Origin of the sequence: Pseudomonas sp. SWRI22 (genome assembly GCF_014268395.2) — a bacterium.
GTDB classification, from domain to species: Bacteria; Pseudomonadota; Gammaproteobacteria; order Pseudomonadales; family Pseudomonadaceae; genus Aquipseudomonas; species Aquipseudomonas paracarnis.
The window spans coordinates 806830-832514 of sequence record NZ_JABWQK020000002.1; the positions used below are offsets into that span (position 1 = coordinate 806830).

The 25685-nt window shown below is 60.6% G+C and carries 29 protein-coding genes; 16 read left to right on the forward strand and 13 right to left on the reverse strand.

The features are described from left to right. Positions 1-2: 2 nt before the first annotated feature. Entirely contained in the window at positions 3-1349 is a 1347-nt protein-coding gene (locus HU730_RS21015) for an NCS2 family permease (RefSeq protein WP_034126137.1), read from the reverse strand. Between the two features lie 346 nt (positions 1350-1695). Here HU730_RS21015 and HU730_RS21020 point away from each other — a divergent pair, with 346 nt between their 5' ends. Further along, positions 1696-2244, forward strand: coding sequence for a glutathione S-transferase family protein (locus HU730_RS21020; RefSeq protein ID WP_254914143.1), 549 nt, complete (start codon positions 1696-1698; stop codon positions 2242-2244). Between the two features lie 102 nt (positions 2245-2346). On the opposite strand, the gene HU730_RS21025 is transcribed toward HU730_RS21020, so the two are convergent. Continuing rightward, positions 2347-3243: a LysR family transcriptional regulator gene (locus HU730_RS21025; protein ID WP_034126139.1), complete on the reverse strand. Its 897-nt coding sequence runs from the start codon at positions 3241-3243 to the stop codon at positions 2347-2349. Positions 3244-3353: 110 nt separating this feature from the next. Here HU730_RS21025 and HU730_RS21030 point away from each other — a divergent pair, with 110 nt between their 5' ends. Genes HU730_RS21030 through HU730_RS21040 form a run of 3 tightly spaced genes read left to right on the forward strand, consistent with a single transcriptional unit; the run spans position 3354 to position 6290 of the window. Beyond that, positions 3354-4646 carry a citrate:proton symporter gene (locus HU730_RS21030; protein WP_186527477.1) on the forward strand — a complete coding sequence of 431 codons (1293 nt, stop codon included), beginning with the start codon at positions 3354-3356 and terminating at the stop codon, positions 4644-4646. 1 nt (position 4647) lies between these two features. Beyond that, on the forward strand, positions 4648-5973 hold the full coding sequence (locus HU730_RS21035) for an acyclic terpene utilization AtuA family protein (protein WP_186527478.1): 1326 nt from the start codon (positions 4648-4650) through the stop codon (positions 5971-5973). Next, entirely contained in the window at positions 5970-6290 is a 321-nt protein-coding gene (locus HU730_RS21040) for a hypothetical protein (RefSeq protein ID WP_034126142.1), read from the forward strand. Before HU730_RS21035 ends, HU730_RS21040 begins: the two co-directional genes overlap by 4 nt. Positions 6291-6410: 120 nt before the next feature. On the opposite strand, the gene HU730_RS21045 is transcribed toward HU730_RS21040, so the two are convergent. The 5 genes from HU730_RS21045 to HU730_RS21065 form a co-directional block, all read right to left on the reverse strand. Further along, positions 6411-6782: a glutathione S-transferase N-terminal domain-containing protein gene (locus tag HU730_RS21045; RefSeq protein ID WP_020302241.1), complete on the reverse strand. Its 372-nt coding sequence runs from the start codon at positions 6780-6782 to the stop codon at positions 6411-6413. 101 nt (positions 6783-6883) lie between these two features. After that, on the reverse strand, positions 6884-7429 hold the full coding sequence (gene folE, locus HU730_RS21050) for a GTP cyclohydrolase I FolE (RefSeq protein WP_014719282.1): 546 nt from the start codon (positions 7427-7429) through the stop codon (positions 6884-6886). Positions 7430-7507: 78 nt separating this feature from the next. After that, positions 7508-8065: a Smr/MutS family protein gene (locus HU730_RS21055; RefSeq protein WP_003192796.1), complete on the reverse strand. Its 558-nt coding sequence runs from the start codon at positions 8063-8065 to the stop codon at positions 7508-7510. Between the two features lie 75 nt (positions 8066-8140). Continuing rightward, positions 8141-8461 carry a hypothetical protein gene (locus HU730_RS21060; protein WP_014719281.1) on the reverse strand — a complete coding sequence of 107 codons (321 nt, stop codon included), beginning with the start codon at positions 8459-8461 and terminating at the stop codon, positions 8141-8143. Between the two features lie 136 nt (positions 8462-8597). Further along, on the reverse strand, positions 8598-9188 hold the full coding sequence (locus HU730_RS21065) for a cysteine hydrolase family protein (RefSeq protein ID WP_057977001.1): 591 nt from the start codon (positions 9186-9188) through the stop codon (positions 8598-8600). A gap of 239 nt (positions 9189-9427) precedes the next feature. Here HU730_RS21065 and prmB point away from each other — a divergent pair, with 239 nt between their 5' ends. Beyond that, entirely contained in the window at positions 9428-10336 is a 909-nt protein-coding gene (gene prmB / locus HU730_RS21070; protein ID WP_186527479.1) for a 50S ribosomal protein L3 N(5)-glutamine methyltransferase, read from the forward strand. 128 nt (positions 10337-10464) lie between these two features. Here the strand turns inward: prmB and HU730_RS21075 are convergent, their stop codons facing one another. After that, positions 10465-11268 (reverse strand): hypothetical protein, encoded by an 804-nt coding sequence (locus HU730_RS21075; RefSeq protein WP_034126144.1) that lies wholly within the window; start codon positions 11266-11268, stop codon positions 10465-10467. A gap of 99 nt (positions 11269-11367) precedes the next feature. Next, positions 11368-12330 (reverse strand): alpha/beta fold hydrolase, encoded by a 963-nt coding sequence (locus HU730_RS21080; RefSeq protein WP_019818577.1) that lies wholly within the window; start codon positions 12328-12330, stop codon positions 11368-11370. A 143-nt stretch (positions 12331-12473) separates the two neighbouring features. Between HU730_RS21080 and aroC the strand changes: the two genes are divergently transcribed. The 4 genes from aroC (at position 12474) to HU730_RS21100 (ending at position 15810) form a co-directional block, all read left to right on the forward strand. Further along, positions 12474-13565, forward strand: coding sequence for a chorismate synthase (gene aroC, locus HU730_RS21085; protein WP_003192786.1), 1092 nt, complete (start codon positions 12474-12476; stop codon positions 13563-13565). Positions 13566-13640: 75 nt separating this feature from the next. Further along, the gene (locus tag HU730_RS21090; protein WP_034126374.1) at positions 13641-14804 is read left to right on the forward strand and encodes an MFS transporter; all 1164 of its coding nucleotides are present in this window, start codon (positions 13641-13643) and stop codon (positions 14802-14804) included. Then, positions 14801-15331, forward strand: coding sequence for an acireductone dioxygenase (locus HU730_RS21095; RefSeq protein WP_186527480.1), 531 nt, complete (start codon positions 14801-14803; stop codon positions 15329-15331). Before HU730_RS21090 ends, HU730_RS21095 begins: the two co-directional genes overlap by 4 nt. A 209-nt stretch (positions 15332-15540) precedes the next feature. Beyond that, complete coding sequence (locus HU730_RS21100; RefSeq protein ID WP_054896323.1) at positions 15541-15810, forward strand: helix-turn-helix transcriptional regulator; 270 nt, start codon at positions 15541-15543, stop codon at positions 15808-15810. A 62-nt stretch (positions 15811-15872) separates the two neighbouring features. On the opposite strand, the gene HU730_RS21105 is transcribed toward HU730_RS21100, so the two are convergent. Next, a complete protein-coding gene (locus HU730_RS21105) occupies positions 15873-16151 on the reverse strand; it encodes a DUF3509 domain-containing protein (protein WP_003172952.1) in 279 nt (92 codons plus the stop codon). A gap of 452 nt (positions 16152-16603) precedes the next feature. Here HU730_RS21105 and HU730_RS21110 point away from each other — a divergent pair, with 452 nt between their 5' ends. The 5 genes from HU730_RS21110 to HU730_RS21130 all read left to right on the forward strand — a co-directional run bounded on the left by HU730_RS21110 (position 16604) and on the right by HU730_RS21130 (position 22356). Continuing rightward, positions 16604-18430 carry a long-chain-acyl-CoA synthetase gene (locus HU730_RS21110; RefSeq protein WP_186527481.1) on the forward strand — a complete coding sequence of 609 codons (1827 nt, stop codon included), beginning with the start codon at positions 16604-16606 and terminating at the stop codon, positions 18428-18430. A 106-nt stretch (positions 18431-18536) separates the two neighbouring features. Continuing rightward, positions 18537-19052, forward strand: a complete 516-nt coding sequence (locus HU730_RS21115) for an ankyrin repeat domain-containing protein (protein ID WP_014719271.1) — start codon at positions 18537-18539, stop codon at positions 19050-19052. A 41-nt stretch (positions 19053-19093) separates the two neighbouring features. Further along, positions 19094-19624 (forward strand): hypothetical protein, encoded by a 531-nt coding sequence (locus HU730_RS21120; RefSeq protein ID WP_186527482.1) that lies wholly within the window; start codon positions 19094-19096, stop codon positions 19622-19624. A 67-nt stretch (positions 19625-19691) separates the two neighbouring features. Beyond that, positions 19692-19883, forward strand: a complete 192-nt coding sequence (locus tag HU730_RS21125; protein WP_003192770.1) for a PLDc N-terminal domain-containing protein — start codon at positions 19692-19694, stop codon at positions 19881-19883. 385 nt (positions 19884-20268) lie between these two features. Continuing rightward, the gene (locus HU730_RS21130) at positions 20269-22356 is read left to right on the forward strand and encodes an LTA synthase family protein (protein ID WP_034126149.1); all 2088 of its coding nucleotides are present in this window, start codon (positions 20269-20271) and stop codon (positions 22354-22356) included. 173 nt (positions 22357-22529) lie between these two features. On the opposite strand, the gene HU730_RS21135 is transcribed toward HU730_RS21130, so the two are convergent. Beyond that, positions 22530-22682: a DUF3309 family protein gene (locus HU730_RS21135; RefSeq protein ID WP_003192767.1), complete on the reverse strand. Its 153-nt coding sequence runs from the start codon at positions 22680-22682 to the stop codon at positions 22530-22532. A 329-nt stretch (positions 22683-23011) separates the two neighbouring features. Between HU730_RS21135 and HU730_RS21140 the strand changes: the two genes are divergently transcribed. Next, positions 23012-23827 carry an SDR family oxidoreductase gene (locus HU730_RS21140; protein ID WP_057977010.1) on the forward strand — a complete coding sequence of 272 codons (816 nt, stop codon included), beginning with the start codon at positions 23012-23014 and terminating at the stop codon, positions 23825-23827. Positions 23828-23954: 127 nt separating this feature from the next. Continuing rightward, complete coding sequence (gene csrA / locus HU730_RS21145; RefSeq protein WP_034126151.1) at positions 23955-24158, forward strand: carbon storage regulator CsrA; 204 nt, start codon at positions 23955-23957, stop codon at positions 24156-24158. A 10-nt stretch (positions 24159-24168) separates the two neighbouring features. On the opposite strand, the gene HU730_RS21150 is transcribed toward csrA, so the two are convergent. Both HU730_RS21150 and HU730_RS21155 read right to left on the reverse strand, forming a co-directional pair. Continuing rightward, the gene (locus tag HU730_RS21150) at positions 24169-24396 is read right to left on the reverse strand and encodes a YheU family protein (protein WP_003192759.1); all 228 of its coding nucleotides are present in this window, start codon (positions 24394-24396) and stop codon (positions 24169-24171) included. 72 nt (positions 24397-24468) lie between these two features. Then, on the reverse strand, positions 24469-25653 hold the full coding sequence (locus tag HU730_RS21155) for an osmoprotectant NAGGN system M42 family peptidase (RefSeq protein WP_034126152.1): 1185 nt from the start codon (positions 25651-25653) through the stop codon (positions 24469-24471). Between the last annotated feature and the right edge of the window lie 32 nt (positions 25654-25685).

Consider the following 25685-nt stretch of genomic DNA (forward strand, 5'->3'; position numbering starts at 1 on the left):
AACTACAGAAAGATGAACTTGGCGATAAAGATCGCGCACAGCACCCACAGGCTGATGGAAATCTCACGGTACTTGCCGGTGCCGGCCTTCAACGCCACATAGGTGATAAAGCCCAGGGCAATCCCGTCGGCGACCGAAAATGTCAACGGCATCATGATCGCGGTCACGATGGCCGGAATGCTGTCGGTGGCTTCATCCCAATTGATATGGGCCATGCTCGCCATCATCAGCATTGCCACGTAAATCAATGCGCCCGCCGTGGCATAGGCGGGAATCATGCCGGCCAGCGGCGCGAAAAACATCGCCGCCACAAACAGCACGCCTACGGTCACGGCAGTCAAACCGGTGCGGCCGCCGGCAGCTACACCGGCAGCGCTTTCCACATAGCTGGTCACAGGCGGCACGCCAACCATGGCGCCGAACACGCTGGAAGCACTGTCGGCCTTTAATGCACGAGACAGGTTGTCGATCTTGCCGTCTGCCTTGACTAGCCCTGCGCGTTGGGCAACGCCCATCAGTGTACCGGCAGTGTCGAACATGTGTACAAAAAGAAAGGCAAATACCACGCTTATCATGCTCACATTGAACACACCCATCACGTCCATGGCCATCCAGGTCGGTGCCAAGCTCGGTGGGGTAGAGAGAATGCCGTTGTAATGCACCAGGCCCAGGCCCCAGCCCGCCAGGGTCACGGCGATGATGCTGATCAGGATCGCGCCGAATACGCGGTGGTAACTGAGGATGGCGATCAGCAGGAAGCACACCGCCGCCAGCAGTGGGGCGGGTTCATGCAGGGAGCCGAGCTTGATCAGGGTGGCCGGGCTGTCGACGATGATGCCGGCGGTTTTCAGGCCGATCACCCCCAGGAACAGGCCCACGCCCGCGCCCATGGCATGACGCAGGCTGACCGGGATACTGTTGAGCAACCATTCGCGGATACGCGACAGCGTCAGGATCATGAACAGCACACCCGAGACAAATACCGCACCGAGGGCGGTTTCCCAGTTGTAGCCCATGGTGCCGACCACGGTGTAGGTGAAAAACGCGTTCAAGCCCATGCCCGGCGCCAGTCCCACTGGCCAGTTGGCGTACAGGCCCATCAACAGGCAGCCCAGCGCGGCGGCGATGCAGGTGGCGACGAAAGCCGCGCCGTGATCGATACCGGCATCGGCCATGATGTTGGGGTTGACGAAAATGATGTAGGCCATGGTGATAAAGGTGGTGAGGCCTGCGATCAGCTCGGTCTTCACTGTGGTGCCATGCAAGCGCAGTTTGAACAGGCGCTCCAGCCAACCGCCTCGGGGCGCGGCCAGATCCAACGTAGGGGCTTCGGTTTTACGGCTATCCACAGCGAGTACTCCTCAATCGTTTTATTGTTATTTCCAGCGCCGGTTACATGAGTGGGCAACCGCGCTTTGAGGTACTGGCGGGCTTTGTTGACCAAAAGGTCAGGAACTCGCACGAAGCGAATTATGCTTTTGTATACAAATAAAGCAAATAATGTTTTCGATTATCTTGGCGAAAAGGGATGAAAGGCCCAGGCCAAGGGATTTATTCTGCACGGCGCCTTGAAACAAGCCTTCGATACCCGCACCTTGTGGGCGCAAGCATTCGGTCAGCGCGGCGAAAAAGGGGAGCCCCATGTACAAGGTTTATGGCGATTACAAGTCGGGCAATTGATACAAGGTCAAATTGATGCTCAATCTGTTGGGCATCCCGTATGAATGGATCGATATCGATATCCTCAAGGGCGATACCCAGACCCCTGAGTTCCTGGCCAAGAACCCCAATGGCAAGGTCCCGGTATTGGAGCTCGAAGATGGCACCTGCCTGTGGGAGTCCAACGCGATTCTCAACTTCCTCGCCGATGGCAGCGAATTCCTGCCGACCGAACCGCGCCTGCGCACGCAAGTCCTGCAGTGGCAATTCTTCGAGCAATACAGCCACGAGCCCTACATTGCGGTGGCGCGGTTCATTCAGTTCTACCTGAACATGCCCGAGGATCGGCTGGAAGAATACAAGACCACCCACAAAGGCGGTTACAAGGCCTTGAGAGTGATGGAGCGTCAGCTTCAAGCCACGCCTTATTTAGTGGGCGAGCAGTTTTCCATTGCCGATATTGCGTTGTATGCCTACACCCATGTGGCCCATGAAGGCGGCTTTGACCTGGCGCCGTATCCGGCGGTGCAGGCGTGGTTGCAGCGCGTGGCCAGTCATCCCAAGTACGTGGCGATGCTCGACTGACTCCCTCGGTCCTATGTGGGAGCTGGCTTGCCTGCGATAGCGTCACCCTGGTGCCCCGGCTAAACCGAGGTGTCTGCATCGCAGGCAAGCTTGCTCCCACATTCAGCGCGGCGGCGTGTCAGGCAGTGCTTTGTTGAGCAGTTCAAAGCAGCGCTGCGCCGCCGGGCTCAAGCCCATCCCGCTACGGCTGATCAACCCGATCTCTCGATTCACTCCGGGATGATCGATGCTGATCCGCTTCAAACCTTCCAGGCTATCCGCCGCTGACTCCGGCAACACACTGATGCCCAGGCCCTGGCGCACCAAGGCCAATACAGTCGACATGTAGTTGGCCTCCATGCCGGCGTTCAGCGTCAGCCGTGTCTCATCGAACAGCGTGTCTACTTGCTCGCGCACACTGCTGTCGCGCCCGGTCAGGATGATCGGCTGGTCCGCCAATTGTTCCAGCGTCAGTTGGCGATGGCGGGCGAGCGCATGGCCTGACGGCACAAATGCGCACAAACGATCATTAAGCACGGGCACGAAGTCCAGGCCGTGGCTCAGGCGGGCGCGCACGCCGATGCCGAAATCCACTTCGCCGTTGCGGACCTTTGCGTGAATGCGCTGGGCCACCAGGTCATGCAGGCGCACTTCGATGCCGGCGAAGCGTTCGCGAAACAGGCGCAAGGCCGGGGGCAGGGCGCCAGCGCAGACTGAGGGCAGCGCGGCGATGGTTACCACTCCACGGCGCAAGGCGGCGAGGTCGCGGGAGCCGGTGACGATGTTGTCCAGGTCCAGCACCAGTTTTTCCATGGGCCCGCGCGCCTCCTGGCCCGCAGCGGTAATGCTCACGTGGCGCGGGCTGCGGTCGAGCAGGGCGACGCCGAGCCAGTCTTCCAGTTGTTGCACCTGCACGGTGAGGGCCGACGGCGAAAGGTGTAACTCGTTGGCCGCTTTGGTGAAACTGCCAGTGCGGGCCACCGCGAGGAACGCCTGGATGTGCTGGATCGAGTTCTTCATTTTGTTTTTCCGAACGAGCTAGGCCGAATATTCCAATTTACAAAGACTAACCCGCTTCCAATACTCCAGGGAAAACAATAACTGGCCAACCAGGCCGCCTGGAGTAACCCATGCTCGCAACCCTGGGTGTCATCACCATCCTGTGCCTGCTCGCTGCCGTCATGAGCAAGCGCCTCTCGCCACTGGTGGCTTTGATCGCCTTGCCGATCATCGCTGCGCTGATCGGCGGCTTCGGCCTGCAAACCAGTGCCTTCATCATTACCGGTATCAAGAACGTCGCCCCTGTGGTCGGCATGTTTGTGTTCGCGATCCTGTTTTTCGGGATCATGACCGACGCGGGCATGCTCGATCCCATCATTGATCGCATCCTGCGCACGGTCGGCACGCGTCCTACACGGATTGTGGTGGGGACCGCGACCCTGGCGTTGCTGGTGCACCTGGACGGCTCTGGCGCGGTGACCTTTCTGGTGACGGTGCCGGCGATGCTGCCGCTGTATACGCGGCTGGGCATTGATAAACGCATCCTCGCCTGCGTGTGTGCGATGGCCGCCGGCGTCAACTTCCTGCCCTGGACCGGCCCGGTGCTGCGTTCGTCGGCGGCGCTGCATGTGCCGGTGGCCGACCTGTTCCAGCCGCTGATCCCGGTGCAGATCGTCGGGCTGATCTTTGTCTTCGCCTGCGCCTGGTGGCTGGGTCATCGCGAAGAAAAACGCCTGGGCCTGGGCGCCGGTTCCAGCGTGGAGGCGGTGCCGCAACGAGTGCTCAGCGACAACGACATCAAGCTGCGCCGTCCACGGTTGTTCTGGGTCAACCTGGTGCTGACCGTGCTGGTGATGGTGGTGATGATCGCCGGCTGGGTCGACCCGGTGGTGATGTTCATGCTCGGCACCGTGGTTGCGTTGTGCATCAACTATCCCAACGTGGACGCCCAGCGTGCGCGCATTGACGCCCATGCGAAAACCGCCCTGACCATGGCCAGTATCCTGCTCGCCGCCGGGGTATTTACCGGCATCATGCAAGGCACCGGCATGCTCAAGGCCATCGCCGAAGTGGCGGTGGCGCAGATTCCGGCGGGCCACGGCAAGTTGATCCCGGCCGTCGTGGGCTTTTTGTCCATGCCCATGAGCATGTTGTTTGACCCCGATTCCTACTATTTCGGCGTGATGCCGGTGATCGCCGAAGTCGGCAAAGCCCTGGGCGTCGACCCGCTTCAGGTGGCCCAGGCTTCGCTGCTGGGCGTGCACACCACCGGCTTCCCGGTCAGCCCGCTGACCCCTGCGACCTTCCTGCTGGTGGGCCTGTGCAAGATCGAACTGGCCGATCACCAGCGCTTCACCATTCCTTTCCTGTTTGCCGCCTCGGTGTTGATGACCCTGACGGCGTTGCTCCTGGGAGTGATTTGACATGAACACCTTGCGCATCGGCTCCGGCGCCGGCTACTCCGGCGACCGTATAGAACCCGCCGTGGAACTGGCCGAACACGGCGACCTGGATTACCTGGTCTTCGAATGCCTGGCCGAACGCACCATCGCCCTGGCGCAACAGGCGCGTATCAGCGACCCGCAAGGCGGTTATGACCCGCTGCTGGCTGAGCGCATGCGCCGTGTCTTGCCCTTTGTGGGGCAGGGGACGGGGCGTCGACGCCTGCGCGTGATCACCAACATGGGCGCGGCCAACCCGCTGGCGGCGGCCAGTGAAGTACGGCGCATTGCTGGCGAGCTGGGCCTGGGCCTCAAGGTTGTGGCGGTGGTCGGGGATGACGTGCTGCATACCTTGTCTGCCGAGCAGTTGCTGGATAACGGCCAGACCATAGGCGCATTGGGTGAGCGGTTGATTTCTGCCAATGCCTACCTGGGCGTGGAGGGCATTGTTCAAGCGTTGCGCGCCGACGCCGATGTGGTGATCACCGGGCGCGTGGCCGACCCTTCGCTGTTCTTGGCGCCGCAGATGTTCGAGTTCGGCTGGGCCTTCGATGATTGGCCGCGACTGGGCCGGGGCACGCTGGTGGGGCATTTGCTGGAGTGCGCGGGGCAGGTCAGTGGCGGTTATTTCGCCGATCCAGGCTTCAAGGATGTGGAGGATCTGGCGCGCCTGGGCTTTCCTCTGGCCGAAATCGACGCCGACGGCAATGCAGTGATTACCAAGGTGGCAGGCTCGGGTGGGCGGGTCAGCCGCGCGACCTGCGTCGAACAACTGATTTATGAAGTTCACGACCCGGCAGCTTATTTGACCCCGGATGTGACGGCCGACTTTTCCCTGGTGGGGTTTGTCGAGGAGGGCGTGGACCGGGTGCGTGCCCAGGGAGCCAGTGGGCGTGCCCGGCCTGATCAACTGAAGGTCAGCGTCGGTTATCTGGACGGTTGGATTGGTGAAGGGCAGATGTCCTACGGTGGTCCTGGCGCTGTCGCACGGGCCGAGTTGGCGCGGGAAGTGGTGCTCAAGCGTCTCGCGTTGATCGGGGTCAACATGCAGGACCTGCGTGCCGAGTTGATCGGCATGGATTCATTGCACGGCCCTCGCAGCAGCGTCGAGCCTTGGGAAGTGCGCCTGCGGGTTGCCGCCCGTTGTGACGAGCGCAGCGACGCCGTGCGGGTCGGCAATGAAGTAGAGACCCTCTACACCAACGGCCCGGCCGGGGGCGGTGGGGCGAGCAAGAGCGTGCGTCAGGTGGTGGCGGTGGCGTCGTTGCTGTTGCCCCGTGAAGCGGTCAAACCGAGGATTGAAGAATGAAACTGCACAGGCTGGCCCATTCCCGCACCGGGGATAAGGGCGACACGTCGAACATCTCGATCATTGCCTATCGCGCCGAGGATTATCCGTTGCTGTGTGAACAGCTGACGGCTGAGCGCGTGGCCGAGTTCTTTGCCGATTTACGCGATCCCGATGCGGCACCGGTTCAGCGCCATGAGCTGCCGAACGTGCAGGCGCTGAACTTCGTCCTGCCGGGAATCCTGCGCGGCGGCGTAACCCGCTCGCTGGCCCTGGACGCCCACGGCAAGTGCCTGGGTTCGGCACTGTTGGATCTCGACCTGGCAATACCCACCTGATTTCTGTAGGAGCGAGCTTGCTCGCGAAGAACTCACAGGCACCGCGTTTATTCAGGCAGCCCCCGTTATCGTTGACGTTTTTCGCGAGCAAGCTCGCTCCTACATTGATCGCCGCGGGCTTCAGATCGCAGCGAAGCGCTTGTCCAGGTAGTCAATGATCACCTTGGAGTCATACATCCAGGTGGTCTGGCCGTTCTCTTCGATGCGCAGGCACGGCACTTTGATCTTGCCGCCTTGCTCCAGCAGGGTCTGGCGGTCCTGCTCGTTGTTCTTCGCATCCTTGAGCGCCACCGGCACATTCAGGCGGTGCAGGGTGCGACGGGTCTTCACGCAGAACGGGCAGGCGTGGAACTGATACAGGGTCAGGTCCTTGGCCGCAGCATTGACCTTGGCCTGTTGTTCGGCAGGGCGTTGCTTTTTGCGTGGGCGGGTAAGAAAGTCGCCCGCGATGATGACGTGGCCGAGGCCCACTCGAAGTGCTTTGACGAACATGGCTGAAACCTCTTGCCCATGACTGAGGGGGCGCAGCTTACCTGATTTCTGCAGGCGAAAAAAAACCGGCGATGAACGCCGGTTCCTTCCTGCCCAGCCGGTTACTTGATCAGGCTGAGAAATTCGCTGCGGGTGGCCGCGTTCTCGCGGAACTCACCCAGCATCACCGAGGTGATCATCGACGAATTCTGCTTCTCCACACCGCGCATCATCATGCACATGTGCTTGGCCTCGATCACCACGGCCACGCCCAGGGCGCCTGTCACTTCCAACACGGCGTCGGCGATCTGGCGGCTGAGGTTTTCCTGGATCTGCAGGCGGCGCGCATACATGTCGACAATGCGTGCGACCTTCGACAGACCCAGCACTTTGCCGCTCGGGATATACGCCACGTGGGCCTTGCCGATAAACGGCAGCAGGTGGTGCTCGCACAACGAGTACAGCTCGATGTCCTTGACCAGCACCATTTCGCTGTTGTCAGAGCTGAACAAGGCACCGTTGGTGACTTCCTCGAGTGTCTGTTCATAACCGCGGCAGAGATACTGCATTGCCTTGGCGGCACGCTTTGGCGTGTCGAGCAGGCCCTCGCGGGACACGTCCTCGCCGAGTTGGCCGAGGATCGCGGTGTAATTCTGTTCCAGGGACATGAAACTACCTGTGGGATTTTCGCAAAGCGCAAGGTTACGGTGGCGGACACATCGCTGCAAGCCTGACGATGGCACTTGTTACTCGTCGCGCCCTTCCATCATGGTGCGCTTGAGCATCACATACACCGCGCCGGCACCGCCGTGACGAGCCTGGCAGGAGGTAAAGCCGAGCACCTGGGCATGCTGGCGCAGCCAGGTATTGACGTGACTCTTGATCATCGGGCGCTTGCCGTCCAACCGCACAGCCTTGCCATGGGTGACGCGCACGCAGCGGATTTCGAATTTGGTCGCTTCGGCCAGGAAGGCCCAGAGGGTTTCCCGGGCTTTTTCCACGGTCATGCCGTGCAGGTCGAGGCTGCCTTCGAACGGGATCTGGCCGGCCTTGAGCTTGCGCATCTGGCTTTCCTGCACGCCGTCGCGCGCCCACATCAGTTCATCTTCGGGGCCGACGTCGATCACGAACTGGTCCGACAGGCCGTCCACGGTAGTGGCATCGGTGCGCACGGTCGCGGCCTGGCGCAGCTTGGCGATCTGCGCGCGGTCAGTCTTGGGTTTGCCGGTGTCGGCGCGGTCGTGCTTGATCGGCTTGACGCCGCGCAGCTCGTTTTTGAACAGGGAAAAATCGTCGTCTTGCATGTCAGCCTCCGCGAAGGGCGGGCAGTTTACCTAAATCGCGGCGGCCAGGGCGCAGGAAACGCTATCCAAGCGCCATCAGTCGTGCTTTTTCATCAGGTGAGAGGCGATATTCAACGACAGCGGCTGGCGCATTTTCCGGCGGCTGCGACGCCACAACCACACGCCCAACCACAGCACCAGCAAGCCGATCCCCAGCAGGAGTGCCGAGCCGCCCGGGCTGGCATTCAGTTCGCCCAGGGCGGGCGAATGCCCAAACAGACCGGCGCCACCAGCGCCTGCCAACAACAAGCCTACTATCGCCAGCAACGCGGCCATGCACGCTACCAGGCGCAGACGCCAATTGCTCGGGCCCTTGGGGCGCAAGCGACGAGCATCAAAACCATCGGATATCTTCATTCCGACCTTTCCTCCAGGGTATCGGCCCTTCGACCGGAAGATACACAGGTTGTTCCGGGGGGAGAGGTAAATGCGCCAAATGAGAGGGCTTTGCGGATGAGCGGAGCAATAAACACACCGCTCACCGCCAGCAGCATCAGATCAAGTCTTTGGCCAGCGCCAGGGTGGCGAAGTTGTCTGCCATGATGGCCATTTCGGTTTGCTGCACATGCTCGGCGCTCAGGATACCGCCCTTGTAGGGCAGGTCGCGGGTGGCGCAGGCGTCTTCCACCAGGGTGCAGCGAAAGCCCAGGTTCTTGGCCGCGCGCACGGTGGTGCTGACGCTGGAGTGGCTCATGAAACCGCAGACGATCAGGTCCAGGGAGCCGAGGTCTTGCAGGTGTTTTTCCAGGCCGGTGCCATGGAAGGCGCTGGGCAGCAGTTTGCCGATGATGGTTTCGTCACCCTCAGGCTCAAGGCCCGGAATGAATTCGCCGCGCTCGCCCTGGGGGTCAAACAGGCCGCCCACGGTGCCCAGGTGGCGCACATGCACAATCGGGCGCCCGGCATTGCGCGCTGCGGTCACAAGCTGCTTGATGTTCTCTACCGCCGCGTCCATGCCCGAGAGGGCGAGCGGGCCGCTGAGGTATTCTTTCTGGGCGTCGATGATCACCAGGGTCGCATGATTGAGGTTGGCTGCTGCGTAACCGCGACCGCTGAGTTGAAACATCGTCTTTGGAACGGACATTCTGGGGCTCCTGTGAGTGGGGCTTTTGCGACATTGTCCACTGGCTGAGCGCTTCTGTGAATCGCTACTATCGTAAGGTACGCCGTTGCTGGCGTGCAGCCATGTCAAGAGGCAGGCCTGTTTAACACAATGCGGGCAGATTCGATGAAATCCGACGTACGGCGCCAGGTTTTTCGTACATCGTCGGTACAGGTGAAGGCTGTTAGAATCGCCAGTCGTTTTTTCCAGGAGCTTGCCCCGTGATCACTTCCCGCCTGCGCACCTTGCGCGACCATATCCGTTGGGCTGTCAGCCGTTTCCATGGGGAAGACCTGTTTTTTGGCCATGGCACCGACAATGCCTGGGACGAAGCCCGGCAGTTGGTGCTGGGCGCCTTGCACCTGCCGTGGGAAATCGCCGACAGCTATTTGGATTGCAACCTGGAAGAAGAGGAAATCTCCCACGTGCAGCGCTTGCTGCATCGCCGTATCCATGAGCGAGTGCCAACGGCCTACCTGTTGAAGGAGGCCTGGTTTTGCGGCATGTCGTTTATCGTCGATGAACGCGTATTGATCCCGCGTTCACCCATAGGCGAGCTGATTGAAGACCGCTTCGAACCCTGGCTGGCCCAGCCGCCGGCACGCATCCTCGACCTGTGCACCGGCTCCGGTTGCATCGGCATCGCCTGTGCCTTTGAATTCCCCGAGGCCGAAGTGGTGCTGGGAGACTTGTCCTTCGAAGCCCTGGAAGTGGCGAACCAGAACATCGAGCGCCATGGCGTCGACGAGCGGGTCTACACCGTGCAGGGCGATGGTTTTGACGGGCTACCCGGCCAGCGCTTCGACCTCATCGTGTCGAACCCGCCCTACGTGGATGCCGAAGATTTCGCCGACATGCCCGATGAATACCAGCACGAACCGGAACTGGGCCTGGCCTGCGGCGACGACGGCCTGAACCTGGTACGCCGGATGCTGGCTGAAGCTGCGGACCACCTGACCGAGAAGGGCCTGCTGATTGTCGAAGTGGGCAACAGCCAGGTGCATGTCGAGGCGCTGTACCCGGAAGTGGATTTCGCCTGGCTGGACTTCAAGCGCGGTGGGCATGGGGTGTTTATGTTGACGGCTGAGCAGTGCCGCCAACACCAGGCCGTTTTCGCTGCCCGGATATAACTGCAGAAACTCGGTCAATGTGGGAGCTGGCTTGCCTGCGATAGTGGTGGGTCAGCTTGCACTTGTGCTACTGATACATCGCTATCGCAGGCAAGCCAGCTCCCACATGTTGATTGCATTTCAATCTATCAGCGGTGCGTGGCAATCCAGATCAACAACCCCGCCTGAAACACCGTAAACGCCACCAGACAGGTGATGGTAAAGCGCAGCCCGCTGTCTTCACGCTTGAACTTGGTGACTTTTTCCTCTTCCTTGCGCAGCTTCACTTCCTGCTCCGCCAGGTTCTGCTCTGCCTGTTGCAGCATCTGCGCGGCTTCCAGGATCTCCACGAACTGCACTTTCTCGGTGTTCCAACTGTCCAGCACGTCGCTGACCTTGCCGGGTTGCACATTGCCCTTGAGGTGCTGCACATCGGCGTAGGCCACATCGAAACCCTGGATACGCAGGAAGTGATCGCGACGCAGGCGCGTGGCTTCGTTGAGGGCGTCCTTGTTGGCCAGATCCACGCCGTCGACGCGGTAGTGTGACCACTTCTTCTTCGCCCAGGCGGCGCCTTGGGCCACCAGGAAGCGCCCGATACCGCGGTTGGCCGGCTCGATTTCCAGGCTGTTGCCGGGCCCGAAATGCACGCGGTGTTTATCGTGATCGACCCAGATATCCAGGTGGTTCTGCTCGCGCCGTACTCGCTGGCCCGGTAACTGGATGACCATGCGCAACAGGCTGTGGTGTTTATCATGGCGCTCGGCATAGCCGAACTGCACAAAGCGCAACGGCCGTGCGCCGGTCGCGCGGTCGGTGGCCAGCGGTGCCAGGCGCAGCATCTTGAAATGTTCGGCGTGAACGTCGGCCCACGGCAGGGCCGCTGCGGCGCCAGCTTCGGTTGCGGCCGTAGTCTCGGCGGTAGATTCGGGTGTTGTTTCGGTGGTTGTCATGCGGCGCGATCCTGTCCAAGCCCTGCGAGCCGACAGTCTTTTTACTGTCGACTCTGGACTTATCGGCCGTTTTTCCCAGGACTGGAGGCCAATTGCCGCTTAACGGGGTTGAAGTCCTTCGATAAAGCTGACGATACGTTGGCCCAGCTCCGCAGCCAGCGGCAGTTTCGGGTCATTGTAGGAGGCCAGTTGCTGCTTCACGTTATTGGGCACGATGCGCATCACGTGGTTCATGCCTTCGATCACCGTCAACTGCGCGTCGGGCTTGGCCTGCTTCAGTTGCCGGGCGTCGCCTACGCCAACCTGGATATCGTTGGTGCCCTGAATGATTAGCGCCGGCATGTCCAGGCGCGCAAAGGCGGCCGACGGATCGGCGCGGAACAGGCTGATCAGATACGGCTGCACGCTGGGTCGGAAAATACCCTCCAATGGGCGCGGCACGTCGGCGTCCACCTGGCCGGCCTTGAGGTGATCGAGTATTTCATTGCTGCGCAGCAGCAGGGCAGGGGGCAAGTGATCGGCCAGTTGCTGACGGATCACCTGGTCCACCGGGCGGGCGCTGCCAGACAAGGAAATGACCCCGGCCGGTTCAAGTTGCGGCGCGGCGAGGGCGGCGACCAGCGCGCCCTCGCTGTGGCCCAGCACAATCAGCGGGCCCATGCGCTTGTCGGCCTTGAGCAACTTGCCCCAGGCCACGGCGTCGGCCACATACGCCTCCAGGGTCAGGTTGCGTTCATCCGGCGTGGCCGCCAGGCTTGCGGCCACGCCGCGCTTGTCGTAGCGCACGCTGGCGATGTTATGCCGGGCCAGTACCCAGGCCAGGCGCTTGAGGCTGTCATTGCGCGCGCCGTCGGCGCTGTTGCCGTTACGGTCGGTGGGGCCGGAGCCGGCGATGATCAGCACCACCGGCACCGGTTTATCCGATTGCGGCAACAGCAGGGAGCCAAAGAGTTGGCCGCTGCCGGTGTCCAAGCTGATCGGGCGTTGCAAGACAACAGGGGAGGCGGCCTGGGCCACGGCGGTGAACAGGGTGAGGGTGAACAGCAGAACTCGCAGCATCATAGCGCCATCATTGGAGAGGTGCCGGTTGGACCAACGTCTACCGGTAAGGTTTCGAGGATGAACTAGTCGGTTAGCCTGCGTATACTGGCCGTCTTAAGTTATTACGGTTGACTTGATTCAACTGATTTCACGGAGCGCCCTGCATGTCCGGCAATACCTTCGGCAAGCTGTTCACTGTCACCACCGCGGGCGAAAGCCATGGCCCGGCGTTGGTCGCCATTGTCGACGGCTGCCCGCCAGGCCTGGAGCTGAGCCTGGACGACCTGCAGCGCGACCTCGACCGCCGCAAGCCCGGCACCAGCCGCCACACCACCCAGCGCCAGGAACCGGACGAAGTCGAAATCCTCTCCGGAGTGTTCGAAGGTCGCACCACGGGCTGCGCCATTGGCCTGTTGATTCGTAACACCGACCAGAAGTCCAAGGACTACTCGGCGATCAAGGACCTGTTCCGCCCGGCCCATGCCGACTACACCTACCACCACAAATACGGCGAACGCGACTACCGTGGCGGTGGCCGCAGCTCGGCGCGTGAAACCGCCATGCGCGTGGCCGCTGGCGCCATCGCCAAGAAATACCTGGCCACCCAGGGCATCGTCATCCGTGGCTACATGAGCCAGTTAGGCCCGATTGAAATCCCGTTCAAGACTTGGGACAGCGTCGAAGACAACGCCTTCTTCTGCCCCGACCCGGACAAGGTGCCGGAACTGGAGGCCTACATGGACCAGTTGCGCCGCGACCAGGACTCGGTCGGCGCGAAGATCACCGTGGTGGCCGAAGGCGTGAAACCGGGCCTGGGTGAGCCGATCTTTGATCGCCTCGACGCCGAACTGGCCCATGCGTTGATGAGCATCAACGCGGTGAAAGGCGTGGAAATCGGCGCCGGCTTTGCCTGCGTATCCCAGCGCGGTACCGAGCATCGCGATGAGATGACCCCTGAAGGTTTCCTCAGCAACAACGCGGGCGGCATCCTCGGCGGTATTTCTTCCGGCCAGCCGATCGTGGCGCACCTGGCGCTCAAGGCGACGTCGAGCATTACCACGCCTGGCCGTTCGATCGATGTGCACGGCAACCCGGTGGACGTGATCACCAAGGGCCGCCACGACCCGTGCGTCGGCATCCGTGCCACACCGATTGCCGAAGCCATGATGGCCATCGTGTTGATGGACCATCTGCTGCGCAATCGCGGGCAAAATGCCGATGTGCGCGTGAGTACCCCGATACTGGGCCAACTGTGATCGCCTGGGGCAATGAGCGAGCTTGTTGTGGCCAGCGAGCTTGCTCGCGCTGGGCTGCGCAGCAGCCCCAATAACATGCTCCCACCGCTCCCATACTGGCGCCTCTCCAGCTTCTACCTCTTCTATTTCGCCCTGCTGGGGGCGACCGCGCCGTTCCTGGCGCTGTACTTCGATCACCTCGGTTTCTCCAGCGCGCGCATCGGCGAGCTGGTGGCCATTCCCATGCTGATGCGCTGCGTGGCCCCCAACCTGTGGGGCTGGATCGGCGACTACACCGGCCGGCGCCTGGCCATTGTGCGATTCGGCGCGGTGTGCACCCTGGCCAGCTTCTGCCTGATTTTTGTCAGCAAAACCTACGCCTGGCTGGCGCTGGTGATGGCCCTGCACGCGTTCTTCTGGCACGCGGTGCTGCCGCAGTTTGAAGTCATCACCCTGGCCCACCTGCACAAGCAAACCTCGCGCTACAGCCAGATCCGTCTGTGGGGCTCCATTGGTTTTATCCTCACCGTGGTGGTTATGGGGCGCCTGTTCGATTGGCTGAGCCTGGATATTTACCCGGTGGTGGTCGTGGTAATCATGGCCGGCATCATCGGCGCCAGCCTGTGGGTACCGAACGCGCAGCCGGCCAGCCACGGCAACCGCCTGGCCGGCGATGGCTTTCTCAAGCAATTGCGCAGCCCAGGCGTGCTGGCGTTTTATGCCTGCGTGGCGCTGATGCAAATGAGCCATGGCCCGTATTACACCTTCCTCACCCTGCACCTGGAGCATTTGGGCTACAGCCGTGGCGTGATCGGCCTGCTGTGGGCGCTTGGGGTGGTGGCGGAAGTGCTGATGTTCCTGGCCATGAGCCGTATTCTTGCGCGCTTTTCGGTGCGCCGGGTGCTGCTCGCCAGCTTCTTGCTGGCGGCGCTGCGCTGGTGGCTGCTGGGTTCATTTGCCGAGGTTTTCTGGCTGCTGCTGGTGGCGCAGTTGATGCACGCCGCCACGTTCGGCAGCTTCCACGCGGCGGCAATTGCCTTTGTGCAACGCAGCTTCGGTGACCGCCAGCAAGGCCAGGGCCAGGCCCTTTATGCCGCGCTGGCCGGCACCGGCGGCGCGCTCGGCGCCCTGTATTCCGGTTACAGCTGGAATCTGCTGGGGCCAACCTTCACGTTCAGTATCGCCAGCCTCGCGGCCCTGGCCGCCGCCATTATCATTGGCCTTCGATTGCAAGAGCCGAACCAAGGAACCGTGCAATGAGCTATGTAGCCGTCTACTCCATCGCCACCCCGGACACCCCGAACAAAGTGTTGACCCATGCCGACGACATCCAGTCGACCCTGGCCGAGCACGGTGTGCGGTTCGAGCGCTGGCAGCCCAGCCCAATCGAGAAGGGCGCCAGTGCGGCGCAGATGATCGCCGCGTACCAGGCGCAGATCGATGCTCTGGGCTACGCCGCTGTTGAAGTGGTCAGCGTGACCCACGACCATCCACAGAAAGACGAGTTACGCGCACAGTTCCTGGATGAACGTACCTACAGTGAAGATGAAGTGCGTTTCTTCATCGCAGGCCAGGGGCTTTTTACGCTGCACATAGGCGACTATGTGTACAGCTTGCGCTGTGAGAAGAATGACTTGCTGATCATCCCGGCCGGTGTACCGCACTGGTTCGACATCGGCGAAAACCCGCACTGTGTGACACTGCGTTTGTTCAACACGGCCCAAGGCGTTGCGCCCTCTTTGACCGGTGATGCGATTGCCACCCGCTTTCCAGGGCTGGATGACTAAGCATAGATAACTGAATGTTCAACCCTGGCAAGTTGGAAGTTGCTGTGGGAAGAAACTTAATTATTTGTAGGGCAACGCTGTTTGTTCGGTGCTGTGCGCTTTGATTCCGCTCTTTATGTAACTCTCTGTTCGGCGTCAATGTTTATGCCATCTGTCAATGGGAGGAATCCGAAAGATGGCAGCGCATCAGCAGATATAAGGAGAGAGCAATGAGTGGCCCCGAGGAGACGTATCGCCCGTTGGTTATCGTGCCGACGGCTATCAGAAAACGCATGAGCTTGTCCGGCAAGCCCCTGACTTCCACCGAGCTGGAAATCCTGCGATGGGCCTCCGAGGGCAAGACCGTCTGGGAAATCAGCCAGATTCGCGCCACCTCTGAAGCCACGGTTAAATTTCATCTGCGCAACATCTACGGCAAGTTGGATGTCACCAACCGTGTACAGGCAAAGAATGAGGCCGCACGCCAGGGCTTATGTTAACGGCATGAAAAAGGGCCGCGACGCTGAATAGCGTCGCGGCCCTTTTTTTTCGGATTTTCAGCTTAGGCCGAATGATAAGTCGGCAGCGCAAAGCGGTTCTGGCTTTGCAACATCGAAATCTGCGGCAGTTCGCTGGCTTGTTCAGCCAAGTCACGGCGAATGGCGCTGATGACCCAGGTCAATTGGTCGGCAGTGTGCAGCTGCTGATAAGAGATCGAGCGCTTGACCTGTTTGCCTTCGCTGTTGCGCAGGGTCAACAGGATACCGCCGTCCGGACGTGGCTGGGTGGTGACGTCGTAGTTGGAAAATACCGAAGCGAATTTATCTTGGATCAGGCTCATGTCTATCAGCTCCATTGGCTCAAGTTGGCAAGCATGGAGTGATAGGTGCAGTGATTGTGCCAGTATTGGATTTTCTAGAAAATCCTTATAAATCAGTCATTTATAAATTTATAGGATTTTCATTTTCGTGCAATTTGCATGAAGGGCCATCGTGCATCCTGCATTTTGCGCTATCTGCCCGGTGATTTTCCCGGCAGGAGGGGAAGGGCTGTAATGATACTGACCGCCTTTTGCCAGGAAAAATCCCGGTCGGCTGGCAGGCCGTCATCGCAGGCAAGGCGGCTCCCACATTTAAATGGTGGAGTGTCAGGGGGATAGGCATCGGGCGGCCGCCACGGGATACAAAACTTTTCAAATCCCGCGTGTACAGCCAAAGAACCGCTGACGTATTTTCCGCTACACCAGTCGATGTACCTGGACCAGACCAAGAATAAGAAAAGGGACGTCCCGCCATGACTCATCAGCAAATCGACATGATTACCTGGCGCATGATGCTGCGTAAGGTGCCTGCCATCGTTCGGGCGCTACCACGGGTGGTGCGCGGCATGCGTGCGGCCAACGTCACCGACCCCAGCCAACCCTGCGGCCTGGGCTGGCATTTCGAACAAGCCACGTTGCGTAACCCGGAGGGTGCTGCCCTGCTGTATGGGAACAGCGTGATCAGCTACCGCGACGCCAATCAGTGCGCCAATCGTATTGCCCATCACTTGCAGGCCCAGGGCATCCGCAAGGGTGACGTGGTGGCGCTGTTTATCGAGAATCGCCCCGAGTTGCTGCTCAACGTGCTGGCCGTGGCCAAGCTGGGCGGCATCTGCGCCATGCTCAATACGGCGCAAACTCAAGGGGCGCTGGTACACAGCCTGACCCTGGTCAATCCGGTTGCCATTGTGGTCGGTGCCGAATTGCTGAGCCCTTACGCAGCAGTGCGCGATCAAGTCCAGATCCCGGCCGAGCGCACCTGGTTCGTGGCCGATCAGCCCGGCAGTAGGGTGCCCGACGGCTACATCGACCTGATGGCCGCCAGTGCCGAAAGCCCGGTGGACAACCCGGCAAGTTCGGCGCAGGTGTTCTTCCACGATCCCTGCTTCTATATCTACACCTCCGGCACCACCGGCTTGCCCAAGGCCGGCATCATGAAGCACGGGCGCTGGACCAAAACCGCCGTGAGCTTCGGCAGTATCGCTCTGGACATGGGGCCGCAGGACGTCCTCTATTGCACCTTGCCGCTATACCACGCCACCGGCCTGTGCGTGTGCTGGGGGGCGGCGATTATCGGCGCGTCCGGCTTTGCCATTCGGCGCAAATTCAGCGCCAGCCAGTTCTGGGACGATGCACGCCAGTTCAAGGCGACCACCCTGGGCTATGTCGGTGAGCTGTGCCGCTATCTGCTCGACCAGCCCGCGAGTGCGCAGGACCGCGATAACCAGGTGACCAAGATGGTCGGCAACGGCCTGCGCCCCGGTGTGTGGGCGCAGTTCAAGCAGCGTTATGGCGTGGAGCACATCTGCGAACTCTATGCCGCCAGCGACGGCAATATCGGCTTTACCAACGTGCTGAATTTTGACAACACCATCGGCTTTTGCCTGCAGCATTGGGCGCTGGTGGATTACGCCCATGACACCGGTGAACCGCTGCGCGGCAACAATGGGTTCATGGTCAAGGTGCCCACTGGCGGGCAGGGACTGTTATTGGCGCGCATTGATGATAAGTCGCCCTTCGACGGTTACACCGACCCGGAAAAGAACCGCAAGGTGGTACTGACCGACGTATTCGAAAAAGGCGACCGCTATTTCAACACCGGCGACCTGGTTCGCAGCATCGGTTTCGGCCATGCGCAATTTGTCGATCGCCTGGGGGATACCTATCGCTGGAAGGGCGAAAACGTCTCGACCACCGAGGTGGAAAACGTCCTGCTGAAACACCCGCAGATCGCTGAAGTGGTGGCCTATGGCGTCGAGATCAACAACACCAACGGCCGCGCAGGCATGGTCGCCATCACCCCCAGCGAATCGCTGGCCAGCCTGGACATGCGCGAACTGCTGCAATTCGCCCACGGCCAGTTGCCCCCTTATGCGGTGCCGTTGTTTTTGCGGATCAAGGTGAAGATGGAAACCACCGGCACGTTCAAGTACCAGAAAGTGAAGCTCAAGGAGCAAGGGTTCGACCCGGACAAGGCTGGCAATGATCCGGTCTACGCCTGGTTGCCGGGTTCGGACACCTATGTGCCGGTGACCGGGCAATTGCTGGCGCAGATCCAGGGCGGGCAATTCCGTTATTGATTCTGGCTATGGCGGCTTTTGACAAAAAAGCCATGACACCGGGGAACTCCATCGCGACACTGGGCGCCTTAAACAGTTATGTCAGTCGCCTCAGCAAGGAGCCCCCATGTCAGATCAGCCTAAACAAATGACCGAAGACGAAGCCGCCGAGTTTGCCGAGCAAGTCTTCGACGTCGCTCGGCGCGGCGACGCCGCGATGCTTGCCGCACTGTTGGCGAAAGGCCTGCCGGCCAACTTTCGTAATCACAATGGCGACACCTTGTTGATGCTCGCGGCTTACCACGGCCATGCCGAGGCGGTCAAAGTGCTGTTGGAGTTCAAGGCCGACCCCCTGATCGCCAACGACAAGAACCAGTTGCCGATTGCCGGCGCGGCGTTCAAAGGCAATCTGCCGGTGGTCCAGGCGTTGATCGAGGGCGGCACGCCGATTGACGCGGCCTCCTCGGACGGGCGTACGGCCTTGATGATGGCGGCGATGTTCAACCGCGTTGACATGGTTGATTACCTGCTTGGTAAAGGCGCAAACCCCAAGGCCACCGATGCACAAGGCGCGACGGCACTGGCCGCGGCGCAGACCATGGGCGCGGTGGATACGGCGGCGCAGTTGCAGAAACTGGTGTAGGCTACGCGCCCTTCAAAACTTGCCCGTTACAGGATCGCCCCATGAAAACCGCCCTCGTCGAACTCATCAGCAAAATCAGCGCCGGCGTCATGGGGGACGATGAAGTAGCGCGTATCGCCGAAGAAGCGGCCCAGGCCTACGCGGACCCGGCGGCGTTCCTGGCGGCCAATCCGGATATCAACTACGACGACAGTTTTCCGATCCCGCTGGGGGAGTGGGTGGTGGTCGGTAGCCTGCCGGACACGGTGTTGTTCCAGGCCGATACCTATGGCGACCTGTTTGCCCAGATCGTTGCGTCGTTCGGTCCGGGCGTGGCGTTCAACCTCAAGCCCAAGCAACTGGCCAAGACCGAAGACCTGACCGCGCTCAACCGCATCCAGATCCAGATGAGCGCCCTGAGCCCGGAAGATGGCGGTTATGTGCTGATGAACTTCAGCCAGTTGTTGGATGACGAGATCCAGGCAGTGTTGGTGTTCGGCAACGACCTGGCGCGAGTGCTGGAACTGTGTGCCGAAGTCGGCATCAAGGCCGCGCCCTCGCTTGAAGCCTTGAAGATTGCCGTACACGTCTGAAATAAAACGGAACCCGCGCCAAGGCTAACTATCCTACAAGTGCATGCCCTCACTTAGGAGCGACACCATGGGTTCCACGTTTAATAGTCTGATTGGCCTGATCATCCTCGCGCTGGATATCTGGGCGATCATCAACGTGTTCAAAAGCGGCGCCAGCACCGGCGCCAAAGTGCTGTGGATCCTGTTGATCCTGCTGTTGCCAGTGCTGGGCCTGATCATCTGGGCTATCGCCGGGCCGCGCGGTAACGTGCGGATCTGAGCCCTAATGCCAGTGTAGGAGCGAGCTTGCTCGCGAAAAACGTCAACGATAACGCGTGCTTCCTGGATGAACGCGGTGACTTTGAGTTTTTCGCGAGCAAGCTCGCTCCTACAACAGCAGATTTGTGTGTCGAAAGTATTCGCCGCACGAAATTTTCACATCCCATCCAAGACAATTCTCCGGCTTTATCCGGCTGCCAGGGCTCTATCTCCAGCGCCCTTAAAGGCAGGGCCGTGGCATGCGTTCAGTAATTAATAGCCTTGCCGGCCTTGATCGGGCACCATTTGTGCCACCGCGTTAACCGCCTACCCCAGCCAGCCTGGGCGAGGGACGGACGCCACTGCATTATTTCGCAACTTAAACTTCCAATGGGTCCTAAAACGACATGGCAAACCCGGACGCCCTGAATCAGCAGCGAGCTTCAAATCGCCTGCTGCAACCGACCGTCAAATCCCATCTGGCGTACACGCTGCTCTGCGCACTGGTCATGATGGTGATGTTTTCCCTGCTGCGCCTGGCGTTGCTGGTCTACAACCGCGAGATGATCCTCGATACGCCGGCTTCGACGTTCCTCGAAGCCTTCGCCAACGGGCTGCGCCTGGACATTCGCCTGGTGATGTACCTGCTGATCCCGCTGCTGTTGGCGCTGTTCAGCGTGCGGGCCATGGCAGCGCGCGGGTTCTTCCGTTTGTGGCTGACCGTCGCGTCCAGCATCGCCTTGTTCCTTGGCCTGATGGAGATGGACTTCTACCGCGAATTCCACCAGCGCCTCAACGGCCTGGTCTTCCAGTATGTGAAGGAAGACCCGAAGACCGTGATGAGCATGCTCTGGTACGGTTTCCCGGTGGTGCGCTACCTGCTGGCCTGGGCCGTGGGCACGCTGATCCTGAGCATGGCCTTCAAGGGCGCTGACCGCGCAACGCGCCCACGGGGCCCCTTCAGCGGCGGCACTATCAGCACGCGCCAGGTGGCGCCATGGTACAGCCGCATCGCAGTGTTCATGGTTTGCCTGCTGGTCGCTGTGGTCGCCATCCGTGGCACCCTGCGTCAGGGGCCACCGCTGCGTTGGGGTGACGTCTACACCACCGATTCGAACTTCGCCAACCAACTGGGCCTCAATGGCACTCTGTCGCTGATCGCAGCGGCCAAGGCGCGCTTCGGTGAAGACCGCGCCAACATCTGGAAGGCGACCCTGGAACAACCGCTGGCCACCCAGACCGTGCGTGACATGCTGGTGCTGCCGCAAGAGAAGCTGGTAGACACCGACACCGCTGCCGTGCGCCGCGACTTCACGCCACCGGCCGAGAAAACCCTGCCGATCAAGAACGTCGTGGTGATCCTGATGGAAAGCTTCGCTGGTCATTCGGTGGGCGCATTGGGACGTCCGGGCAATATCACCCCGTACTTCGACAAGCTGACACACGAGGGCTTGCTGTTCGACCGCTTCTTCTCCAACGGCACCCACACCCACCAGGGTATGTTCGCCACCATGGCCTGCTTCCCGAACCTGCCGGGTTTCGAATACCTGATGCAGACTCCGGAAGGCAGCCACAAGCTGTCGGGCCTGCCGCAGTTGCTCAGTGCGCGTGATTTCGACGATGTGTATGTCTACAACGGCGATTTCGCCTGGGACAATCAGTCGGGCTTCTTCAGCAACCAGGGCATGACCAACTTTATCGGCCGCAATGACTTCGTCGACCCGGTGTTCTCCGACCCGACATGGGGCGTGTCCGACCAGGACATGTTCAACCGTGGCCTGGAAGAACTGAAGGCGCGCGAAGGCGGCAAGCCGTTCTACGCACTGCTGCAAACCCTGTCCAACCACACGCCGTACGCATTGCCGACCCCGTTGCCGGTAGAGAAAGTCACCGACCGTGGCAGCCTCAACGAGCATTTGACGGCCATGCGCTACTCCGACTGGGCCTTGGGCCAGTTCTTTGAAAAGGCCCGCAAGGAGCCGTACTTCAAGGAAACCCTGTTCGTGATCGTCGGTGACCACGGCTTTGGCAATGAGCAGCAGATCACCGAGATGGACCTGGGTCGCTTCAACGTGCCGATGCTGATGATTGCACCGGGCATGCGCGAGAAGTTCGGTGAGCGTGACCACACCGTGGGCACCCAGATCGACATCGTGCCGACCATCATGGGCCGCCTGGGCGGCGATACCTTGCACCAGTGCTGGGGCCGCGACCTGCTGAACCTGCCGGAAGGTGACAAGGGTTTCGGCGTGATCAAGCCATCGGGCAGCGACCAGACCGTGGCCTTGCTCACCGGCGACCGCGTACTGGTATTGCCCAAGGAAATGCCACCCAAGTTGTGGGAATACACACTGGGCGCCGAGCCAACTGGCAAGGTGATTCCTGAGTCGCCGGACGAAGCTGTGCTCAAGCAGAAGCTCGAGTCGTTCCTGCAGACCGCGACCAAGAGCCTGCTGGATAACACCGCAGGTGTGGTAGATGGCAAACCGGACTAACTGACCGGCAATAAAAAAGAGGCCCTCTAGAGGGCCTCTTTTTTTTGCTTTCTTACTTGTAGGAGAGAGCTTGCTCGGGAAGAAGGTCAACGATAACGCGCGTCCTGAATAAACGCGGCGCCTGTACCTTTTTCGCGAGCAAGCTCGCACCTACAAAAAGCGTAGCGCGGCGTTTATATCTTGCCGAGCAACAACAGCACCAGCAGAACAACCAGCACCACACCCAGGATACCCGACGGTCCATAACCCCAGTTACGCGAGTGCGGGAACACGGGCAGGCCACCGACCAGCAGCAGGATCAGGATAATAATCAGAATGAGGCTCATGGTTTTATTCCTTATAGGTTCTTTGCAAAAACCGGCTGTTTAACCGTTGGTTCGTCCATGTACAGTGGGACGCCTTACCCATTCCGACTCTGCTACTTCGTAGAAAATTCATTGTTTTTATAAAACATTTTGATGTGACGCTTATTTCTTTTAACGCGTGCGCAACTTGAACTAATCAGTTGAAAAAAATTGAACTTAGTCGATAGGCACGCTTGCGACCGAGCCCGCGGTTTGCCCGGGGCATTCATCACCCTGATGGTGCGTGGGTAGAGCAAAAACCTTCGCTACACTGCCGGTCACTTCTTTCGTGAACCACAAGGCTACCTCCTATGCAAAACCGCATGATGATCACTGGCGCCGGGTCTGGCCTGGGTCGCGAAATCGCTCTGCGCTGGGCCCGTGAAGGCTGGCAGTTGGCGTTGTCTGATGTCAGCGAGCCCGGTTTGCAGGAAACCCTCAAGCAGGTTCGCGAAGCAGGGGGGGATGGCTTTATCCAGCGCTGTGACGTGCGTGACTACAGCCAGCTCACGGCCTTCGCCCAGGCCTGTGAGGTGAAGCTCGGGGGCATCGATGTGATCGTCAATAACGCCGGCGTGGCCTCGGGCGGGTTCTTCGCTGAACTGTCCCTGGAGGATTGGGACTGGCAGATCGCAATCAACCTGATGGGCGTCGTCAAAGGCTGCAAGGCGTTCCTGCCGCTGCTGGAAAAGAGCAAGGGCCGCATCATCAACATCGCGTCAATGGCAGCGCTGATGCAGGGCCCCGCCATGAGCAACTACAACGTGGCCAAGGCGGGCGTGGTGGCGTTGTCCGAGAGCCTGTTGGTGGAGCTCAAGCAACAGGAAGTGGGCGTGCATGTGGTGTGCCCGTCGTTTTTCCAGACCAACCTGCTCGACTCGTTCCGTGGGCCAACCCCAGCCATGAAGGCTCAAGTGGGCAAGTTGCTTGAGAGTTCGCCCATCTCGGCGGCGGATATTGCCGACTACATTTACCAGCGCGTGGCCGAAGGCGAATTCATGATCCTGCCCCACGAGCAAGGCCGCATGGCTTGGGCGTTGAAACAGAAAAATCCGCAGTTGCTGTATGACGAAATGACCCTGATGGCCGACAAGATGCGCGCCAAGGCGCAAGCTGTGAAGGGCTGATTTGGCTGGGGTCTGTCAGGCAAGTTACCTACCTGTGTAGGCAGCGCCTGATTTGCCCGCAAGCCATTGCCGGTCCAGTGCCAAGGGGGCATGGTCGAGGTCCTGTTATTTGCAAAGGACAACCGCCATGCTGGTCTTAAGCCGTGCCATAGGCGAAGCCATCGCCATTGGCGATGACATCACCGTGCATATCCTTGAAGTGAACGGTACTCACGTGAAATTCGGCATCGAGGCACCGATGGATGTCAACGTGTACCGCGCCGAGGTGTACCGCAAGATTCTCAAAGGCGAGGGCCAGGCTACCCATCCCGTGCCGGTACCCAACCTTTAGGCGCAGCTTTTCAGTCGAACAGGTGCTTGGGCACATCGTGCTTGAGCATCAACTGGCATTGCTCGCTTTCGGGGTCGAAGACGATCAGCGCCTGGCCTTTGGTCAGCGCCTGGCGCACGCGCAGTACGCGGGTTTCCAGGGGCGTGTCGTCGCCATTGTCGGTGCCGTCGCGGGTGACGAAGTCTTCGATGAGGCGGGTCAGGGTGTCGACTTCAAGTGCATCGTAGGGAATCAGCATACAAGCCTCAGGTGTCAGGTCCCGGCGATGCTACTGCGCCGGGACCTTTGTTGCCAGTATCAACTCACCGCGTCAGGACTTCTGGCCGACCAGGCTGTCCACCGATGGCACGCGGGTGTCGCTCTCCATTTGCGTTTCATGCTCGATCTGATGACTGAACCGATCCAGTGAGCCCTGGGCCGGTTGCGCATCGCTGGCAAACACCGGCGGGCTGAGGATGTAAGCGCCCAGCAAGCGGCTCAGGGCGGCCAGGCTGTCTATATGGGTACGCTCGTAACCGTGGGTGGCGTCACAACCGAAGGCCAGCAGGGCGGTGCGTATATCATGGCCGGCGGTGACCGCCGAGTGCGCATCGCTGAAGTAATAGCGGAACAGATCGCGGCGTACCGGCAGGTCGTTCTCCGACGCCAGGCGCAGCAAGTGGCGGGACAGATGATAATCATAGGGCCCGCCGGAGTCCTGCATGGCCACGCTCACCGCGTGTTCGCTGGAGTGCTGGCCGGGGGCGACCGGGGCAATATCGATGCCGACAAACTCACTCACATCCCAGGGCAGGGCGGCCGCTGCACCACTGCCGGTTTCCTCGGTAATGGTGAACAGCGGGTGGCAGTCGATCAGCAAGGGTTCGCCACTGTCGACGATGGCCTTGAGCGCGGCGAGCAGGGCGGCGACGCCGGCCTTGTCGTCCAGGTGGCGAGCGCTGATATGCCCGCTCTCGGTGAACTCGGGCAGTGGGTCGAACGCCACGTAGTCACCGACGCTGATGCCCAGGGAGTCGCAGTCGGCACGCGTGGCGCAGTAGGCGTCCAGACGCAGTTCCACATGGTCCCAGCTCACCGGCATTTCATCCACGGCAGTGTTGAACGCGTGCCCGGAGGCCATCAACGGCAATACGCTGCCGCGAATCACGCCGTTGTCGGTGAACAGGCTGACCCGGCTGCCTTCGGCAAAGCGGCTCGACCAGCAGCCCACCGGCGCCAGGGTCAGGCGCCCGTTGTCCTTGATCGCACGCACGGCGGCGCCGATGGTGTCCAGGTGGGCGGAGACGGCGCGGTCAGGGCTGTTTTTCTGGCCCTTGAGGGTAGCGCGAATGGTGCCGCGCCGGGTCATTTCAAACGGAATGCCGAGCTCTTCCAGGCGTTCGGCGACGTAACGCACGATGGTGTCGGTAAAACCGGTGGGGCTGGGAATGGCGAGCATTTCCAGCAGCACTTTTTGCAGGTACGCGAGATCGGGTTCGGGAATGGTTCGGGTCATGGAAACTCCTGATGAGTTGAGGGCGATCGACG

Coding starts and splice junctions, on each gene's coding strand:
- HU730_RS21090 (WP_034126374.1), top strand. CDS start 13,641: ATGCTCCCACCGCTCCCATACTGGCGCCTCTCCAGCTTCTACCTCTTC.
- HU730_RS21065 (WP_057977001.1), bottom strand. CDS start 9,188: ATGTCCGTTCCAAAGACGATGTTTCAACTCAGCGGTCGCGGTTACGCA.
- HU730_RS21030 (WP_186527477.1), top strand. CDS start 3,354: ATGCTCGCAACCCTGGGTGTCATCACCATCCTGTGCCTGCTCGCTGCC.
- HU730_RS21100 (WP_054896323.1), top strand. CDS start 15,541: ATGAGTGGCCCCGAGGAGACGTATCGCCCGTTGGTTATCGTGCCGACG.
- aroC (WP_003192786.1), top strand. CDS start 12,474: ATGTCCGGCAATACCTTCGGCAAGCTGTTCACTGTCACCACCGCGGGC.
- HU730_RS21155 (WP_034126152.1), bottom strand. CDS start 25,653: ATGACCCGAACCATTCCCGAACCCGATCTCGCGTACCTGCAAAAAGTG.
- HU730_RS21130 (WP_034126149.1), top strand. CDS start 20,269: ATGGCAAACCCGGACGCCCTGAATCAGCAGCGAGCTTCAAATCGCCTG.
- HU730_RS21120 (WP_186527482.1), top strand. CDS start 19,094: ATGAAAACCGCCCTCGTCGAACTCATCAGCAAAATCAGCGCCGGCGTC.
- HU730_RS21095 (WP_186527480.1), top strand. CDS start 14,801: ATGAGCTATGTAGCCGTCTACTCCATCGCCACCCCGGACACCCCGAAC.
- HU730_RS21055 (WP_003192796.1), bottom strand. CDS start 8,065: ATGCAAGACGACGATTTTTCCCTGTTCAAAAACGAGCTGCGCGGCGTC.
- HU730_RS21060 (WP_014719281.1), bottom strand. CDS start 8,461: ATGAAGATATCCGATGGTTTTGATGCTCGTCGCTTGCGCCCCAAGGGC.
- HU730_RS21115 (WP_014719271.1), top strand. CDS start 18,537: ATGTCAGATCAGCCTAAACAAATGACCGAAGACGAAGCCGCCGAGTTT.
- HU730_RS21135 (WP_003192767.1), bottom strand. CDS start 22,682: ATGAGCCTCATTCTGATTATTATCCTGATCCTGCTGCTGGTCGGTGGC.
- HU730_RS21125 (WP_003192770.1), top strand. CDS start 19,692: ATGGGTTCCACGTTTAATAGTCTGATTGGCCTGATCATCCTCGCGCTG.
- HU730_RS21020 (WP_254914143.1), top strand. CDS start 1,696: ATGCTCAATCTGTTGGGCATCCCGTATGAATGGATCGATATCGATATC.
- HU730_RS21140 (WP_057977010.1), top strand. CDS start 23,012: ATGCAAAACCGCATGATGATCACTGGCGCCGGGTCTGGCCTGGGTCGC.
- HU730_RS21035 (WP_186527478.1), top strand. CDS start 4,648: ATGAACACCTTGCGCATCGGCTCCGGCGCCGGCTACTCCGGCGACCGT.
- folE (WP_014719282.1), bottom strand. CDS start 7,429: ATGTCCCTGGAACAGAATTACACCGCGATCCTCGGCCAACTCGGCGAG.
- HU730_RS21045 (WP_020302241.1), bottom strand. CDS start 6,782: ATGTTCGTCAAAGCACTTCGAGTGGGCCTCGGCCACGTCATCATCGCG.
- csrA (WP_034126151.1), top strand. CDS start 23,955: ATGCTGGTCTTAAGCCGTGCCATAGGCGAAGCCATCGCCATTGGCGAT.
- HU730_RS21080 (WP_019818577.1), bottom strand. CDS start 12,330: ATGATGCTGCGAGTTCTGCTGTTCACCCTCACCCTGTTCACCGCCGTG.
- HU730_RS21040 (WP_034126142.1), top strand. CDS start 5,970: ATGAAACTGCACAGGCTGGCCCATTCCCGCACCGGGGATAAGGGCGAC.
- HU730_RS21150 (WP_003192759.1), bottom strand. CDS start 24,396: ATGCTGATTCCCTACGATGCACTTGAAGTCGACACCCTGACCCGCCTC.
- HU730_RS21075 (WP_034126144.1), bottom strand. CDS start 11,268: ATGACAACCACCGAAACAACACCCGAATCTACCGCCGAGACTACGGCC.
- HU730_RS21110 (WP_186527481.1), top strand. CDS start 16,604: ATGACTCATCAGCAAATCGACATGATTACCTGGCGCATGATGCTGCGT.
- HU730_RS21105 (WP_003172952.1), bottom strand. CDS start 16,151: ATGAGCCTGATCCAAGATAAATTCGCTTCGGTATTTTCCAACTACGAC.
- HU730_RS21025 (WP_034126139.1), bottom strand. CDS start 3,243: ATGAAGAACTCGATCCAGCACATCCAGGCGTTCCTCGCGGTGGCCCGC.